Source organism: Pseudomonas sp. GL-B-26 (genome assembly GCF_019947405.1).
Lineage (GTDB): Bacteria > Pseudomonadota > Gammaproteobacteria > Pseudomonadales > Pseudomonadaceae > Aquipseudomonas.
In genome coordinates this window covers 25227-38290 of the sequence record NZ_JAGYGJ010000033.1, presented here as the reverse complement: position 1 = coordinate 38290, position 13064 = coordinate 25227, and the positions used below count along the sequence as shown (strand labels likewise).

At 59.7% G+C, this 13064-nt stretch carries 12 protein-coding genes; 9 read left to right on the top strand and 3 right to left on the bottom strand.

Annotated elements, in window-relative coordinates; all coding sequences use genetic code 11:
* The first annotated feature begins 24 nt into the window (after positions 1-24).
* Both hemL and KGB23_RS20690 read left to right on the top strand, forming a co-directional pair.
* Positions 25-1308, top strand: coding sequence for a glutamate-1-semialdehyde 2,1-aminomutase (gene hemL / locus KGB23_RS20695; RefSeq protein WP_223432388.1), 1284 nt, complete (start codon positions 25-27; stop codon positions 1306-1308).
* 224 nt (positions 1309-1532) lie between these two features.
* Positions 1533-2087, top strand: coding sequence for a tetratricopeptide repeat protein (locus KGB23_RS20690; protein ID WP_033054173.1), 555 nt, complete (start codon positions 1533-1535; stop codon positions 2085-2087).
* A 191-nt stretch (positions 2088-2278) separates the two neighbouring features.
* Here the strand turns inward: KGB23_RS20690 and KGB23_RS20685 are convergent, their stop codons facing one another.
* The gene (locus tag KGB23_RS20685) at positions 2279-2608 is read right to left on the bottom strand and encodes a DUF1820 family protein (RefSeq protein WP_007894425.1); all 330 of its coding nucleotides are present in this window, start codon (positions 2606-2608) and stop codon (positions 2279-2281) included.
* Positions 2609-2742: 134 nt separating this feature from the next.
* Between KGB23_RS20685 and miaB the strand changes: the two genes are divergently transcribed.
* The 5 genes from miaB to lnt all read left to right on the top strand — a co-directional run bounded on the left by miaB (position 2743) and on the right by lnt (position 8166).
* Entirely contained in the window at positions 2743-4071 is a 1329-nt protein-coding gene (miaB, locus tag KGB23_RS20680; protein ID WP_176471591.1) for a tRNA (N6-isopentenyl adenosine(37)-C2)-methylthiotransferase MiaB, read from the top strand.
* Between the two features lie 214 nt (positions 4072-4285).
* Positions 4286-5302 carry a PhoH family protein gene (locus KGB23_RS20675; protein ID WP_033054171.1) on the top strand — a complete coding sequence of 339 codons (1017 nt, stop codon included), beginning with the start codon at positions 4286-4288 and terminating at the stop codon, positions 5300-5302.
* Positions 5295-5789, top strand: coding sequence for an rRNA maturation RNase YbeY (ybeY, locus tag KGB23_RS20670; RefSeq protein ID WP_223432386.1), 495 nt, complete (start codon positions 5295-5297; stop codon positions 5787-5789). Before KGB23_RS20675 ends, ybeY begins: the two co-directional genes overlap by 8 nt.
* Positions 5790-5794: 5 nt before the next feature.
* Positions 5795-6634 (top strand): HlyC/CorC family transporter, encoded by an 840-nt coding sequence (locus KGB23_RS20665; RefSeq protein WP_008152854.1) that lies wholly within the window; start codon positions 5795-5797, stop codon positions 6632-6634.
* A gap of 8 nt (positions 6635-6642) precedes the next feature.
* On the top strand, positions 6643-8166 hold the full coding sequence (gene lnt, locus KGB23_RS20660) for an apolipoprotein N-acyltransferase (RefSeq protein ID WP_223432384.1): 1524 nt from the start codon (positions 6643-6645) through the stop codon (positions 8164-8166).
* Between the two features lie 113 nt (positions 8167-8279).
* Here lnt and KGB23_RS20655 read toward each other — a convergent pair whose 3' ends face one another.
* Complete coding sequence (locus KGB23_RS20655) at positions 8280-9041, bottom strand: YdcF family protein (RefSeq protein ID WP_223432383.1); 762 nt, start codon at positions 9039-9041, stop codon at positions 8280-8282.
* A gap of 108 nt (positions 9042-9149) precedes the next feature.
* Positions 9150-9470: a hypothetical protein gene (locus KGB23_RS20650; RefSeq protein WP_223432382.1), complete on the bottom strand. Its 321-nt coding sequence runs from the start codon at positions 9468-9470 to the stop codon at positions 9150-9152.
* 279 nt (positions 9471-9749) lie between these two features.
* Here KGB23_RS20650 and leuS point away from each other — a divergent pair, with 279 nt between their 5' ends.
* Together leuS and lptE are read left to right on the top strand one after the other, a co-directional pair.
* Positions 9750-12356, top strand: coding sequence for a leucine--tRNA ligase (gene leuS / locus KGB23_RS20645; protein ID WP_223432381.1), 2607 nt, complete (start codon positions 9750-9752; stop codon positions 12354-12356).
* An 88-nt stretch (positions 12357-12444) separates the two neighbouring features.
* Entirely contained in the window at positions 12445-13050 is a 606-nt protein-coding gene (lptE, locus tag KGB23_RS20640) for an LPS assembly lipoprotein LptE (RefSeq protein WP_223432380.1), read from the top strand.
* Positions 13051-13064: the final 14 nt, after the last annotated feature.

Genomic DNA, 13064 nt, shown 5'->3' with positions numbered 1-13064 from the left:
AAAATCTGATTTGAGAGCCCGATCATGTCTCGTTCCGAAACGCTGTTTGCCAATGCCCAGAAACACATTCCCGGTGGCGTGAACTCGCCTGTTCGCGCATTCAAAAGCGTTGGCGGCACGCCGTTGTTCTTCAAACACGCCGAAGGCGCCTACGTCACCGACGAAGACAACAAGCGTTATGTGGATTACGTCGGTTCCTGGGGGCCGATGATTCTCGGCCACAGCCATCCGGATGTGCTGGACGCGGTACGTAAACAGCTTGAGCACGGATTGTCCTACGGCGCGCCGACCGAGATGGAAACCCAGATGGCTGATCTGGTCTGCTCGATCGTGCCGTCGATGGAAATGGTGCGCATGGTCAGCTCCGGCACCGAAGCGACCATGAGTGCTATCCGTCTGGCCCGTGGTTTCACCGGCCGCGACAGCATCATCAAGTTCGAAGGCTGCTACCACGGTCACTCCGACAGCCTGCTGGTCAAGGCCGGCTCCGGCGCCCTGACCCAAGGCGTGCCGAGCTCGGCCGGTGTGCCGGCGGCCTTCGCCAAACACACCCTGACCCTGCCGTTCAACGACATCGACGCCGTAGCAACCATGCTCGCCGAAGTCGGCCAGGACGTGGCGTGCATCATCGTCGAGCCAGTGGCTGGCAACATGAACTGCGTACCGCCGGCGCCAGGTTTCCTCGAAGGCCTGCGCACCCTGTGCGACAAGCATGGCGTGGTACTGATTTTCGACGAAGTGATGACCGGTTTCCGTGTCGCCCTCGGCGGTGCACAAGCCCACTACGGCGTGACGCCAGACCTGACCACCTTCGGCAAAATCATCGGTGGCGGCATGCCGGTTGGCTGCTTCGGCGGCAAGCGCGAAATCATGTCGCACATCGCACCGTTGGGCCCGGTCTATCAGGCGGGCACCTTGTCGGGTAACCCGCTGGCCATGGCTGCGGGCCTGACGACCCTGCGCCTGATCAGCCGCCCGGGCTTCCACGCAGAGTTGACGACCTACACCAGCCGCCTGCTCGATGGCCTGCAACAGCGCGCCGATGCGGCGGGCATTCCGTTCGTGACCACACAGGCCGGCGGTATGTTCGGTCTGTACTTCAGCGGCGCCGACGACATCGTGACCTTCGATGACGTGATGGCCAGCGACGCCGCCCTGTTCGGGCGCTTCTTCCACCTGATGCTCGAAGGCGGCGTGTACCTGGCGCCGAGCGCCTTCGAAGCCGGCTTCACCTCGATCGCCCACGGCGAAGCCGAGCTGAAACTGACGCTGGATGCCGCCGAGCGCGCATTTGCTGCATTGAAATAACGCTGTGCCGCTGACGTTGGCGGTTGCCAGCGTCAGCTTTCACCTGCATTCCCGCCCTCATTCCTACGCTTCTGCTGAGAATCCCCCGCAAATCGGGTGATATATTCCCCGCGCAGCAGAAAAACGAGTAAAGACTTTGTAAGGTTGGCCCTGCTTATTTCATAATGCGCGCTTATTGGATCCCTCGACGGGTCCGCGCGCCCTTCAGAGGTAAGTCGATTCCCATGAACCGCACCGGCCGCGCCCTTGCATTGGGCTGCCTGTTGCTCCTTCAGCCCCTGCTCGCGCTCGCACAAGCAGGCGGCAACTCGTTGTTAATCCCAGCGATGGGTCGTTGCACCCTCAATACTCAGCCGCAAGATCTGGCTCAGGCGCTTGCCGCCTGCCAGAAAGCGTCGGATGAAGGGGATGCACAAGCGCAATACGAGTTGGGCGAGTTCTACTACGACGGCAAAAACACGCCGCGCGACCTCAAAAAAGCCCTGGGCTACTTCGAGAAGGCCTCGTTGCAAGGCCATGCTCAGGCGCAATTCAAACTCGGCTCCATGTTCTTCCACGGCGAAGGCGTACCGGCCAATAACGTTCAGGCGTATATCGTGCTGAAAATGGCTGCGGTCAATGGCGCTGAAGAAGCATTGGACACCGCCGACGAAGTCGCCGAGAAAATGCCCCGCGAAGAACTTGAAGTGGCTACCCAGGTACTGGGGCAAATCTTCCGCAAGTATTTGATGGAATTGCAGAGCGCCGATGGGCGTACGCCGTTCTCGCCACTGCCCTGACTGTGGCGAGGGACTTTGTGGCGAGGGGGCTTGCCCCCGTTCGGCTGCGAAGCAGTCGTAAAGTAAGCAGACGCGGTCTGTCTGGAAGATAGCGGAGGCTGATTTCAGGGCCGCTTCGCAGCCCAACGGGGGCAAGCCCCCTCGCCACAACAAGCTCCTCTAGCCACTCAATTAGCCACTCAATCCGCGGCTTACTTCTCAGGCATCGGCATCGGAAACGGCATGACATTGCCGACCGCGCCGCGGGCTTCGCTGATTTTCGGCGTGCCGAGGCGCTCGACCTCGTCGATCCGCACAATCGAATGCATCGGCACAAAGCTGCGCACAACGCCTTCGAACTGAGCCTTGAGCTTCTCTTCGCTCGGATCGACGACCACTTGCGTGCGCTCGCCAAAGACGAACTCTTCCACTTCCAGGAAGCCCCACAGATCACTTTGATAGATCTGCTTGGCATACATTTCGTACACCTGGCCCTGGTTGAGGAAAATCACCTTGTAGATTGGAGCTTCACGTTTGGTCATGGTGGGCGAGCAACACATCGGGGATAAAAATGAGGGCGCGAACTATAGCATAGCCACCGGACGCACAGCGGTAGGAACCTTGGGTCATGTTCCCTATAATGCGCGGTTCTTTGAATCACGTGATGACTCTTTCCATGGCCAAGAAGCTTTACATCGAAACCCACGGTTGCCAGATGAACGAGTACGACAGCTCGCGCATGGTCGATCTGCTGGGCGAACATCAGGCCCTGGAAGTCACCGCTCGCGCTGAAGATGCCGACGTGATCCTGCTCAATACCTGCTCGATCCGCGAACGCGCCCAGGACCGGGTGTATTCCCAGCTCGGCCGCTGGCGCGAACTGAAACTGGCCAACCCGGACATGGTGATTGCCGTTGGCGGCTGCGTGGCCAGCCAGGAAGGCGCTGCCATTCGCGACCGCGCCCCGTACGTGGACGTGGTCTTCGGCCCGCAGACCCTGCACCGCCTGCCGGAAATGATCGACGCCGCCCGCGCTACCAAACTGCCGCAAGTCGACGTCTCATTTCCGGAAATCGAAAAATTCGACCACTTGCCCGAGCCGCGCGTCGATGGCCCAAGCGCCTACGTGTCGGTCATGGAAGGCTGCAGCAAGTACTGCACGTTCTGCGTGGTGCCTTATACCCGCGGTGAAGAAGTCAGCCGCCCGTTCGACGACGTGATTGCCGAAATCATCCACCTCGCCGAAAACGGCGTGCGTGAAGTGACCCTGCTGGGGCAGAACGTCAACGGCTATCGCGGCACCACGCATGACGGTCGTTTGGCTGACCTGGCCGAACTGATCCGCGTCGTCGCCGCCGTCGATGGCATCGATCGCATCCGTTACACCACCTCACACCCGCTGGAGTTCTCCGATAGCCTGATCCAGGCTCACGCCGACGTGCCGGAACTGGTCAAACACCTGCACTTGCCGGTGCAATCGGGTTCGGACCGGATCCTTTCGGCGATGAAGCGCAACCACACCGCGCTGGAATACAAATCCAAACTGCGCAAACTGCGTGCTGCCGTACCGGGGATTTGCATCAGCTCGGACTTCATCGTTGGCTTCCCGGGCGAGACCGAAAAAGACTTCGAACAGACCATGAAGCTGATCGAAGATGTCGGTTTCGACTTCTCCTACTCGTTCGTCTATAGCCAGCGCCCGGGTACTCCGGCTGCCGATCTGGCCGACGAAACGCCGGAAGCGCTGAAAAAAGAACGCCTGAACGCGCTGCAACATCGCCTGAACCAGCAAGGTTTCGAGATCAGCCGACAAATGGTCGGGTCGATCCAACGGATTTTGGTAACCGATTATTCCAAAAAGGACCCCGGCGAGCTGCAGGGCCGAACCGAGAATAACCGCATCGTCAATTTCCGCTGCGACAATCCAACGTTGATTGGTCAGTTCGCCGATGTGCACATTGATGCTGCTCAGCCGCACTCGCTGCGGGGCTCGCTGATCCAGTAACACCGCATTACCCTGTGGGAGCGGGCTTGCTCGCGAAGAGGGAGTGTCAGTCGACATTAATGTAGCTGACACACCGCTTTCGCGAGCAAGCCCGCTCCCACAGAGACCGCGCCAGACCATGAATCAGATTGGTCTGTATAAGACCTTTCGCACCCAGGCCACTGGCGTTATCCTTGATTTCATCTTAATTGCCCCAGGGCGGCTAAATACGACCTTGAACGCACCCATAGAACCACATCGTTTTATCCTCGAGCCTTTTGAAGCTCGCCGCTTCGCCAATCTGTGCGGGCAATTCGACGAGCATCTGCGCTTGATCGAACAGCGCCTGACCATCGAGATCCGCAACCGCGGAAACCAGTTCGAACTGATCGGCGAGCCTAAACACACCACCTCCGCGGAAAACCTCCTGCGCCGTCTGTACCGGGAAACCAAGGGTACCGAGCTGTCGCCGGACATGGTTCACCTGTTCCTGCAGGAATCGGCCGTCGAAGAGCTGGACAACGTCTCCCCCTCCGAACCTTCCGTCGCCCTGCGCACCAAAAAAGGCATGATTCGCCCTCGCGGCTTGAATCAGTTGCGCTACGTGAAGGAAATCCTCGGTAACGACATCAACTTCGGCATCGGCCCGGCCGGTACCGGCAAGACCTATCTGGCCGTTGCCTGCGCGGTAGACGCGCTGGAACGCGAACAGATTCGTCGCATCCTGCTGGTGCGTCCTGCAGTTGAAGCGGGCGAAAAGCTTGGCTTCCTGCCCGGCGACCTGTCGCAGAAAATCGACCCGTACCTGCGCCCGCTCTACGACGCACTCTACGAAATGCTCGGCTTCGAACACGTCGCCAAGTTGATCGAGCGTCAGGTGATCGAAGTTGCGCCGCTGGCCTATATGCGCGGTCGCACCTTGAATAACAGCTTCATCATCCTCGACGAAAGCCAAAACACCACCGTCGAGCAGATGAAGATGTTCCTGACCCGGATCGGCTTTGGCTCTACGGCGGTCATCACCGGTGACATCACCCAGGTCGACCTGCCGAAAGGCACCAAGTCCGGGCTGCACCATGTGATCGAAGTGCTCAAGGATGTACCGGGAATCAGCTTCACCCATTTCATGCCCAAAGACGTCGTGCGCCATCCACTGGTGCAGCGCATTGTCGAAGCCTACGAGCGCTTCGAGAATCGCGTAGCCGACGAACCGGCGAAGTTCTCGTCCAAGGACAACCGCCACGATGCTTGAGCTTGATCTGCAACTGGCTACCGACGCGCCCGCCCCAAGCGAAGCCGAGTTCCGCCAATGGTGCGAACTGGCCCTGCGCCAGCGCACCGCTGACTCCGAGATGACCATTCGCCTGGTCGATGAAGCCGAAGGTCGTGAACTCAATCACACCTGGCGGCAAAAGGATTACGCCACTAACGTTCTGTCGTTCCCCGCAGACGTTCCCGACGAATTTCTGGATATCCCGCTACTGGGCGATCTGGTGATCTGCGTGGCGGTGGTCGAGCGCGAAGCCGCTGAACAAAACAAGGCACTCAAGGCCCATTGGGCTCATCTGGTCATTCACGGCTGCTTGCATCTGTTGGGTTACGACCATATAGATGACGATGAAGCCGAAGAAATGGAAGCACTGGAACGAACGTTGCTTGCAGAGTTGGGCTATCCCGACCCGTATGCGGACGACGAAACAGACACATCCCCTATCGTTACAACAAAGGATTCAGAGTAATCGCTATGAGCGAAGATCGATCGAGCAACGGGCAAAAGTCATGGCTGGGTAAGCTCACCCAGGCTTTTGCCCACGAGCCGAAGAACCGCCAGGAGCTGCTGGAGCTGCTGCGCGATGCACACCAAAACAAGTTGCTGGACAGCGAAGCGCTGGCCATCGTCGAAGGCGCCATCCAGGTCGCTGACCTGCAAGTACGGGACATCATGGTCCCGCGCTCGCAGATGATCAGCATCAAGGCGACCCAGACACCCCGCGAGTTCCTGCCTGCCGTTGTCGACTCGGCCCACTCCCGCTACCCGGTGATCGGCGAAAGCCACGATGACGTGATGGGCGTGTTGCTGGCCAAGGACTTGCTGCCGTTGATCCTCAAGGAGAACGGCGACAGCTTCAACATCAAGGACCTGCTGCGCCCGGCCACCTTCGTGCCCGAGTCCAAGCGTCTGAATGTGCTGCTGCGCGAGTTTCGCGCCAACCACAACCACATGGCCATCGTCATCGACGAATACGGCGGTGTGGCGGGCCTGGTGACCATCGAAGACGTGCTGGAACAGATCGTCGGCGACATCGAAGACGAGCATGACGTCGAAGAAGACAGCTACATCAAGCCGCTGCCCAGCGGTGATTTTCTGATCAAGGCCCTGACGCCGATCGAGAACTTCAACGAGTTCTTCGACAGTCAATTCTCCGATGACGAATTCGACACCGTCGGTGGTCTGGTGATGAGCGCGTTCGGGCACCTGCCAAAACGCAACGAAATCACTGAAATCGGCCCTTATCGCTTCCGCATCCTGAACGCCGACAGCCGTCGGATTCACTTGCTTCGCCTGACGCCCATTGCCCGTTAAGGATTGACATGCTCCGCGTAACCCGCCCCGGCTGGCCCGGTAACCTGCTGGCCGTGGCGGCCGGTGCACTCACCACCCTGGCCTTGGCGCCGTTCGATATCTGGCCGCTGGCATTGCTGGCGGTCGGTTTCTTCTATGCCGGCTTGCGTGAACTGAGCCCCCGTCAGGCCCTGGGCCGTGGCTGGTGTTTCGGTTTCGGCCTGTTTGGCGCTGGCACCAGTTGGATCTACTACAGCATTCACCACTTCGGCGGCGCTTCGGTGCTGCTGGCCGGTTTCCTGATGCTGATCTTCACGGCGGCGATTGCCTGGTTCTTCGCCCTGCCCGCCTGGATCTGGGCGCGCTGGCTGCGCCGTAACGAAGCACCGCTGGCCGACGCCCTGGCATTTGCGGCGTTGTGGGTCGGCCAGGAAGCCTTTCGCGGCTGGTTCCTGACCGGTTTCCCCTGGCTTTACTCCGGCTACAGCCAGCTCGACGGCCCGTTGGCCGGGCTCGCGCCACTCGGCGGAATGTGGCTGATCTCCTTCACCCTGGCCCTGACGGCCGCGCTGATCTATAACGCCTTGCGTCTGGTGAGCACCGGCCGCAAAGGCTTTATCGCCGCGGGTGTGTTGCTGCTGGTCGGCCCCTGGGTGGCCGGCATGGCGCTCAAGGAACACGCCTGGACAACCCCGTCGGGTGCTCCGCTGAGTGTTGCGGCGATTCAGGGCAACATCGAACAGAGCATGAAGTGGGACCCGGCGCAGCTCAACGCGCAGTTGGCGCTGTACCGCGACATGAGTTTCAGCTCGAAACCGGTCGACTTGCTGATCTGGCCGGAAACGGCCGTCCCGGTGCTCAAGGAGTCCGCCGAGGGTTACCTGAACATGATGGGGAGCTTCGCTGCAGAGCGTAAGTCCGCGCTGATTACCGGCGTGCCGATTCGCGAGGAAGTCCATCACCAGAAGCGTTTCTACAACGGCATCACCGTCGTGGGCGAAGGCGATGGCACTTACCTCAAACAGAAGCTGGTGCCGTTTGGCGAATATGTTCCGTTGCAGGACGTGCTGCGCGGGCTGATCGCTTTCTTCGATCTGCCGATGTCGGACTTTGCCCGCGGCCCGGCCGATCAGCCGATGCTGCAGGCCAAGGGTTATCAGATTGCGCCGTTCATCTGCTACGAAGTGGTTTACCCGGAGTTCGCCGCCAGCCTTGCGGCGCGTAGCGATCTGTTGCTGACCATCAGCAACGACACCTGGTTTGGTACATCCATCGGCCCGCTGCAACATTTACAGATGGCGCAGATGCGCGCGCTGGAGGCTGGTCGCTGGATGATCCGCGCCACCAACAACGGCGTGACCGGTTTGATTAACCCGTTCGGCCAGATCACCGTGCAGATCCCGCAGTTCGAGCGCGGCATTTTGTACGGCGAAGTGGTGCCAATGCACAACCTCACGCCTTATCTGCAATGGCGTTCGTGGCCGCTGATCATTGTTTGTGTGCTTTTGTTTGGTTGGGCGTTGATCGCAAGCCGGATGGCGAAAACCGTTTAGGTATCGCGGGGCCTGCAAAAAGATCGCAGCCTCGTTTCACTCGACAGCTCCTACAGAGTACGCAATCCCCTGTAGGAGCTGTCGAGTGAAACGAGGCTGCGATCTTTTGATCTTCAGCGGTAAAACATCGAATACCCGATCTGCCCCACCGCCTCATTCAACAACTGCCCGCTCTGCCAGATCGATTTGAATTCCGGCATCCAGCCGCCCAGTGGCCGGGCGTTGTCCACGCCTAAAAACCCCACCGGTGCTGGCACCACTTCAAATCCTGCCTTTTTGAAACTCCAGACCGCTCGCGGCATGTGCCAGGCCTGAGTCACGACGACCACGCGTTTGATCCCTTCCGGCAACAACACCTCGGCGCTGAACTGCGCGTTCTCCCAGGTTGTGCGGCTGCGCCCTTCTTGCCAGCGCACTGCCATGCCGAAATCGTCACGCAACGAGTCCGCCATCAACTTCGCTTCGGTCGGCGGCGTGCCGTAATGCAGGCCTCCGCTGGTCAGAATCGGCAAACCGGAGGCCTTGGCCAGCCGCGCCGCATAGCGCTCGCGTTCCAGGCCCACGCCCGTTGGCTGGTCAGCGCCCCACGCCAGATCGCCCCGCTCACGCCCCGAACCGAGCACCACGATCGCATCGGCGCGCTGACTCAGCGTTGCCCATTCATCGCGAGCCAGCGGCGCTTCACGCTCCAGCGCCTTGGCGCCCCACTGCACCACCACCGGCAGGCTCATCAGCCAGAAGCCGCCCACGCCCAGCGCAAAGCACAACCCGGCAAGGCGCGGTCTTGAGCGACGCAACCACCAGGCAAGCACCAACAGCAGCAAAAGAATGCCGGGCGGCAACAGGAGTTGTTTAACGAAATAGCGAAAAGGCATCGAGCATCTCCAAAAAGATGCCCGAAGCCTAAGTGGGTTGACGCAATGCGACAACAAATACGAAAGGACTATGCTTCACAAATACATCAGACATTGCTTCCAGTGTCCTTACTTGAATTGCAAAGACCGGACCTTTACCGCGTCCTTGCCGGGAACTTTGTCCTTGAGCCAGATGATCTTGGCCGAACGTGGTGCGTCGAGTTGCTTCACTGCTTCTGACAAGCATCCGTGTGTCTCACGTTCACTGCGATCGAGATACGCCTTGACCAGTGCAAACTCTGCGGGGCTCAAGCCACGCAACTCCAGTTCCAGCGGACGCTCATCGCGTAACCGGCAAGCGGTTTTTGCCGCGTCCAGGGCAATTCCCAGACGATCGATCAATCTTTCGTACAGCTCCGGTTTTGTAACTTTTCGCCGTGACTCAACCATCCATCACCTCATTGAAGATAAGACTCACTCCCCATTTAGAGCTTAGCTTCCGTGTACAAACCGGCTGAATGCTGCGACCAACGGCCCTCGCAGCGTTTTTTGGGCGACCCGCAGCAGTAATCAGGGTTTCCCTCGGTAGAGTGCGGTCATGTATGCTACGGCGCTTCCTGTAACTCCACTTCCAGCTCGTCTGGGCACCGAAACGCCGATTTGGCGTGATCACCGTCCAGCGTTGCATTGAAGAGGATTAGGCCACCCCTATTCAGTTCAAAAGTAGCCATGCACGAACAATATCAGCCCCGTGAAATCGAAGCCGCCGCCCAGTCGTTCTGGGACGAGCAAAAGTCCTTTGAAGTCAGTGAACAGCCAGGCAAGGAGACTTTCTACTGCCTGTCGATGTTCCCTTACCCCAGCGGCAAGCTACACATGGGGCACGTGCGCAACTACACCATCGGCGACGTGATCTCCCGCTACCAGCGCATGCAAGGCAAGAACGTCCTGCAACCCATGGGTTGGGACGCCTTCGGCATGCCGGCGGAAAACGCCGCGATGAAGAACAACGTAGCGCCCGCCAAGTGGACCTACGAAAACATCGCCTACATGAAAACCCAGCTGCGCAGCCTGGGCCTCGCGGTGGACTGGTCCCGCGAAGTCACCACCTGCAAGCCTGATTACTACCGCTGGGAACAATGGCTGTTCACTCGCCTGTTCGATAAAGGCGTGATTTACAAAAAAAGCGGCACCGTGAACTGGGACCCGGTCGATCAGACCGTCCTGGCCAACGAACAGGTGATCGACGGTCGCGGCTGGCGTTCCGGCGCGCTGATCGAAAAGCGCGAAATTCCGATGTACTACTTCAAGATCACCGCTTACGCGGATGAGCTGCTGGAGAGCCTCGACGAACTGACTGGCTGGCCTGAACAGGTCAAGACCATGCAGCGCAACTGGATCGGCAAATCCCGCGGCATGGAAGTGCAGTTCCCGTATGACGTCGCTTCCATCGGCGAAGCCGGTGTTCTGAAAGTGTTCACTACCCGTCCGGACACCCTGATGGGCGCGACCTACGTTGCCGTAGCCGCCGAGCACCATCTGGCGACCCTGGCCGCGCAGAACAACCCTGAGCTGCAAGCGTTCATCGCTGAATGCAAGGGCGGCAGCGTCGCCGAAGCCGACGTCGCCACCCAAGAGAAAAAAGGCCTGCGCACTTCGCTGTTCGTCGAACATCCGCTGACCGGTGAGAAACTCCCGGTGTGGGTCGCCAACTATGTGCTGATGCACTACGGCGATGGCGCGGTAATGGCCGTCCCGGCGCACGACGAACGTGATTTCGAGTTCGCCACCAAATACAACCTGCCAGTCAAACCTGTCGTGCGCACCAGCGCCGGCGACGAAACACCGACTCCGTGGCAGGACGCTTACAACGAATACGGCACGCTGATCAATTCCGGCGAGTTCGATGGCCTCGACTTCGCGGGCGCTTTCGACGCCATCGAAGTTGCGCTGATCAAGAAGAACCTCGGCGCCTCGCGCACCCAGTTCCGCCTGCGCGACTGGGGCATCAGCCGCCAGCGCTACTGGGGCTGCCCGATCCCGATCATCCACTGCAACACCTGCGGTGATGTGCCGGTCCCGGAAGATCAGTTGCCAGTCATATTGCCGGAAGACGTCGTACCGGATGGCGCGGGTTCGCCACTGGCGCGCATGCCCGAGTTCTATGAGTGCAGCTGCCCGAAATGCGGCGCACCGGCCAAGCGTGAAACCGACACCATGGACACCTTTGTCGAGTCCTCGTGGTACTACGCCCGTTACGCCTCGCCGCACTATGAAGGTGGTCTGGTGGAAAAATCGGCGGCCGACCATTGGTTGCCGGTTGATCAGTACATCGGCGGTATCGAACACGCCATTCTTCACCTGCTGTACGCGCGCTTCTTCCACAAGCTGATGCGCGATGAAGGCCTGGTGAGCTCCAACGAGCCGTTCAAGAACCTGCTGACTCAAGGCATGGTGATCGCCGAGACTTACTATCGTCGTGAAGCCAACGGTGCCTACACGTGGTTCAACCCGGCGGACGTCGAACTCGAACGCGACAGCAAAGCCAAGGTCATTAGCGCCAAGCTGATCGCGGACGGCCTGCCGGTGGAAATCGGCGGCACCGAGAAGATGGCCAAGTCGAAGAACAACGGCGTTGACCCACAGTCGATGATCGACCAGTTCGGCGCAGACACCTGCCGCCTGTTCATGATGTTCGCCTCGCCACCCGACATGAGCGCGGAATGGTCCGACTCCGGAGTAGAAGGTTCGCACCGCTTCCTCAAGCGCGTCTGGCGTCTGGCTCAAGCCCACGTCACTCAGGGCCTGCCGGGCAAACTGGACGTCGCCAGCCTGAATGACGAACAGAAAGTCATTCGCCGTTCGATCCACCAGGCCATCAAGCAGGCCAGCCACGACGTCGGCCAGAACCACAAATTCAACACCGCCATCGCTCAGGTGATGACGCTGATGAACGTGCTGGAAAAAGCCCCGCAAGGCACCGAACAAGACCGCGCACTGGTTCACGAAGGTCTGGAAACCGTGGTCCTGCTGCTGGCACCAATCACTCCGCACATCAGCCACGAGCTGTGGCATCGCCTGGGTCACGCCGATCCGGTGATCGACGCCGCTTGGCCGGTGCTGGACGAAAACGCTCTGGTGCAAGACAGCCTGCAACTGGTCATCCAGGTCAACGGCAAGCTGCGTGGCCACATCGAAATGCCCGCCAGCGCCAGCCGCGAAGAAGTCGAAGCCGCCGCACGGGCCAACGAGAACGTGCTGCGCTTTGTCGACGGCCTGACCATTCGTAAAGTGATCGTAGTGCCCGGGAAACTGGTCAATATCGTCGCCAGCTAATTGGATCAGGCGCCAGGTCATGCCTGGCGCCGAGTAAAACCTTTCGGGCCGCATGATCGGCCCACATGGTTTCAAGGGGAGCAACAAGATGATCAAACGCAATTTGCTGGTGATGGGCCTCGCCGTTCTGCTGAGCGCCTGCGGTTTCCAGCTGCGCGGTACCGGCACCACCGAACTGGCGATCAAGGAACTCGACCTGAGTGCCCGTAACGCCTACGGCGAAACCGTGACTCAACTGCGCCAGGTACTCGAAAGCAGCGGCGTCAAGGTTTACAGCGGTGCACCTTACAAGCTGGTGCTGACCGATGAGCAGGAAAACCAGCGCATCCTCAGCTATGCGGGTGCCGGTCGCACTGGCGAGTATCAGGTGACTACGGTGCTGAACTACGATATCCGTGGTGGGCACGACCTCGCGCTGCTGAGCGACAAGCTCGAAGTGCAGAAGGTCTTCATGCACGACGGCAACAACCTGGTGGGTTCCGACCAGGAAGCCAGTGATGCGCGCAAAGACACCCGTCGTGAGTTGGTTCAACGGATGATGCTGCGCCTGCAACAGCTCACGCCGACCCAGCTGGATCAGCTGCAACAGACCGCCGAAGCCAGAGCCAAGGCTGAAGCCGATGCACTGGAAGCGGCGCAGAAGGCTGAAGCGCAAACCCCGCGCCAGTCGCCAATCGAACTGCCGCAGCAGTAAGACTTACGGGGCGC

Excerpts from the sequence above, each read along its gene's own strand:
- ybeY (WP_223432386.1), top strand. The coding sequence starts at position 5,295 with ATGCTTGAGCTTGATCTGCAACTGGCTACCGACGCGCCCGCCCCAAGC.
- lptE (WP_223432380.1), top strand. The coding sequence starts at position 12,445 with ATGATCAAACGCAATTTGCTGGTGATGGGCCTCGCCGTTCTGCTGAGC.
- KGB23_RS20650 (WP_223432382.1), bottom strand. The coding sequence starts at position 9,470 with ATGGTTGAGTCACGGCGAAAAGTTACAAAACCGGAGCTGTACGAAAGA.
- hemL (WP_223432388.1), top strand. The coding sequence starts at position 25 with ATGTCTCGTTCCGAAACGCTGTTTGCCAATGCCCAGAAACACATTCCC.
- miaB (WP_176471591.1), top strand. The coding sequence starts at position 2,743 with ATGGCCAAGAAGCTTTACATCGAAACCCACGGTTGCCAGATGAACGAG.
- KGB23_RS20665 (WP_008152854.1), top strand. The coding sequence starts at position 5,795 with ATGAGCGAAGATCGATCGAGCAACGGGCAAAAGTCATGGCTGGGTAAG.
- lnt (WP_223432384.1), top strand. The coding sequence starts at position 6,643 with ATGCTCCGCGTAACCCGCCCCGGCTGGCCCGGTAACCTGCTGGCCGTG.
- KGB23_RS20690 (WP_033054173.1), top strand. The coding sequence starts at position 1,533 with ATGAACCGCACCGGCCGCGCCCTTGCATTGGGCTGCCTGTTGCTCCTT.
- KGB23_RS20685 (WP_007894425.1), bottom strand. The coding sequence starts at position 2,608 with ATGACCAAACGTGAAGCTCCAATCTACAAGGTGATTTTCCTCAACCAG.
- KGB23_RS20655 (WP_223432383.1), bottom strand. The coding sequence starts at position 9,041 with ATGCCTTTTCGCTATTTCGTTAAACAACTCCTGTTGCCGCCCGGCATT.
- leuS (WP_223432381.1), top strand. The coding sequence starts at position 9,750 with ATGCACGAACAATATCAGCCCCGTGAAATCGAAGCCGCCGCCCAGTCG.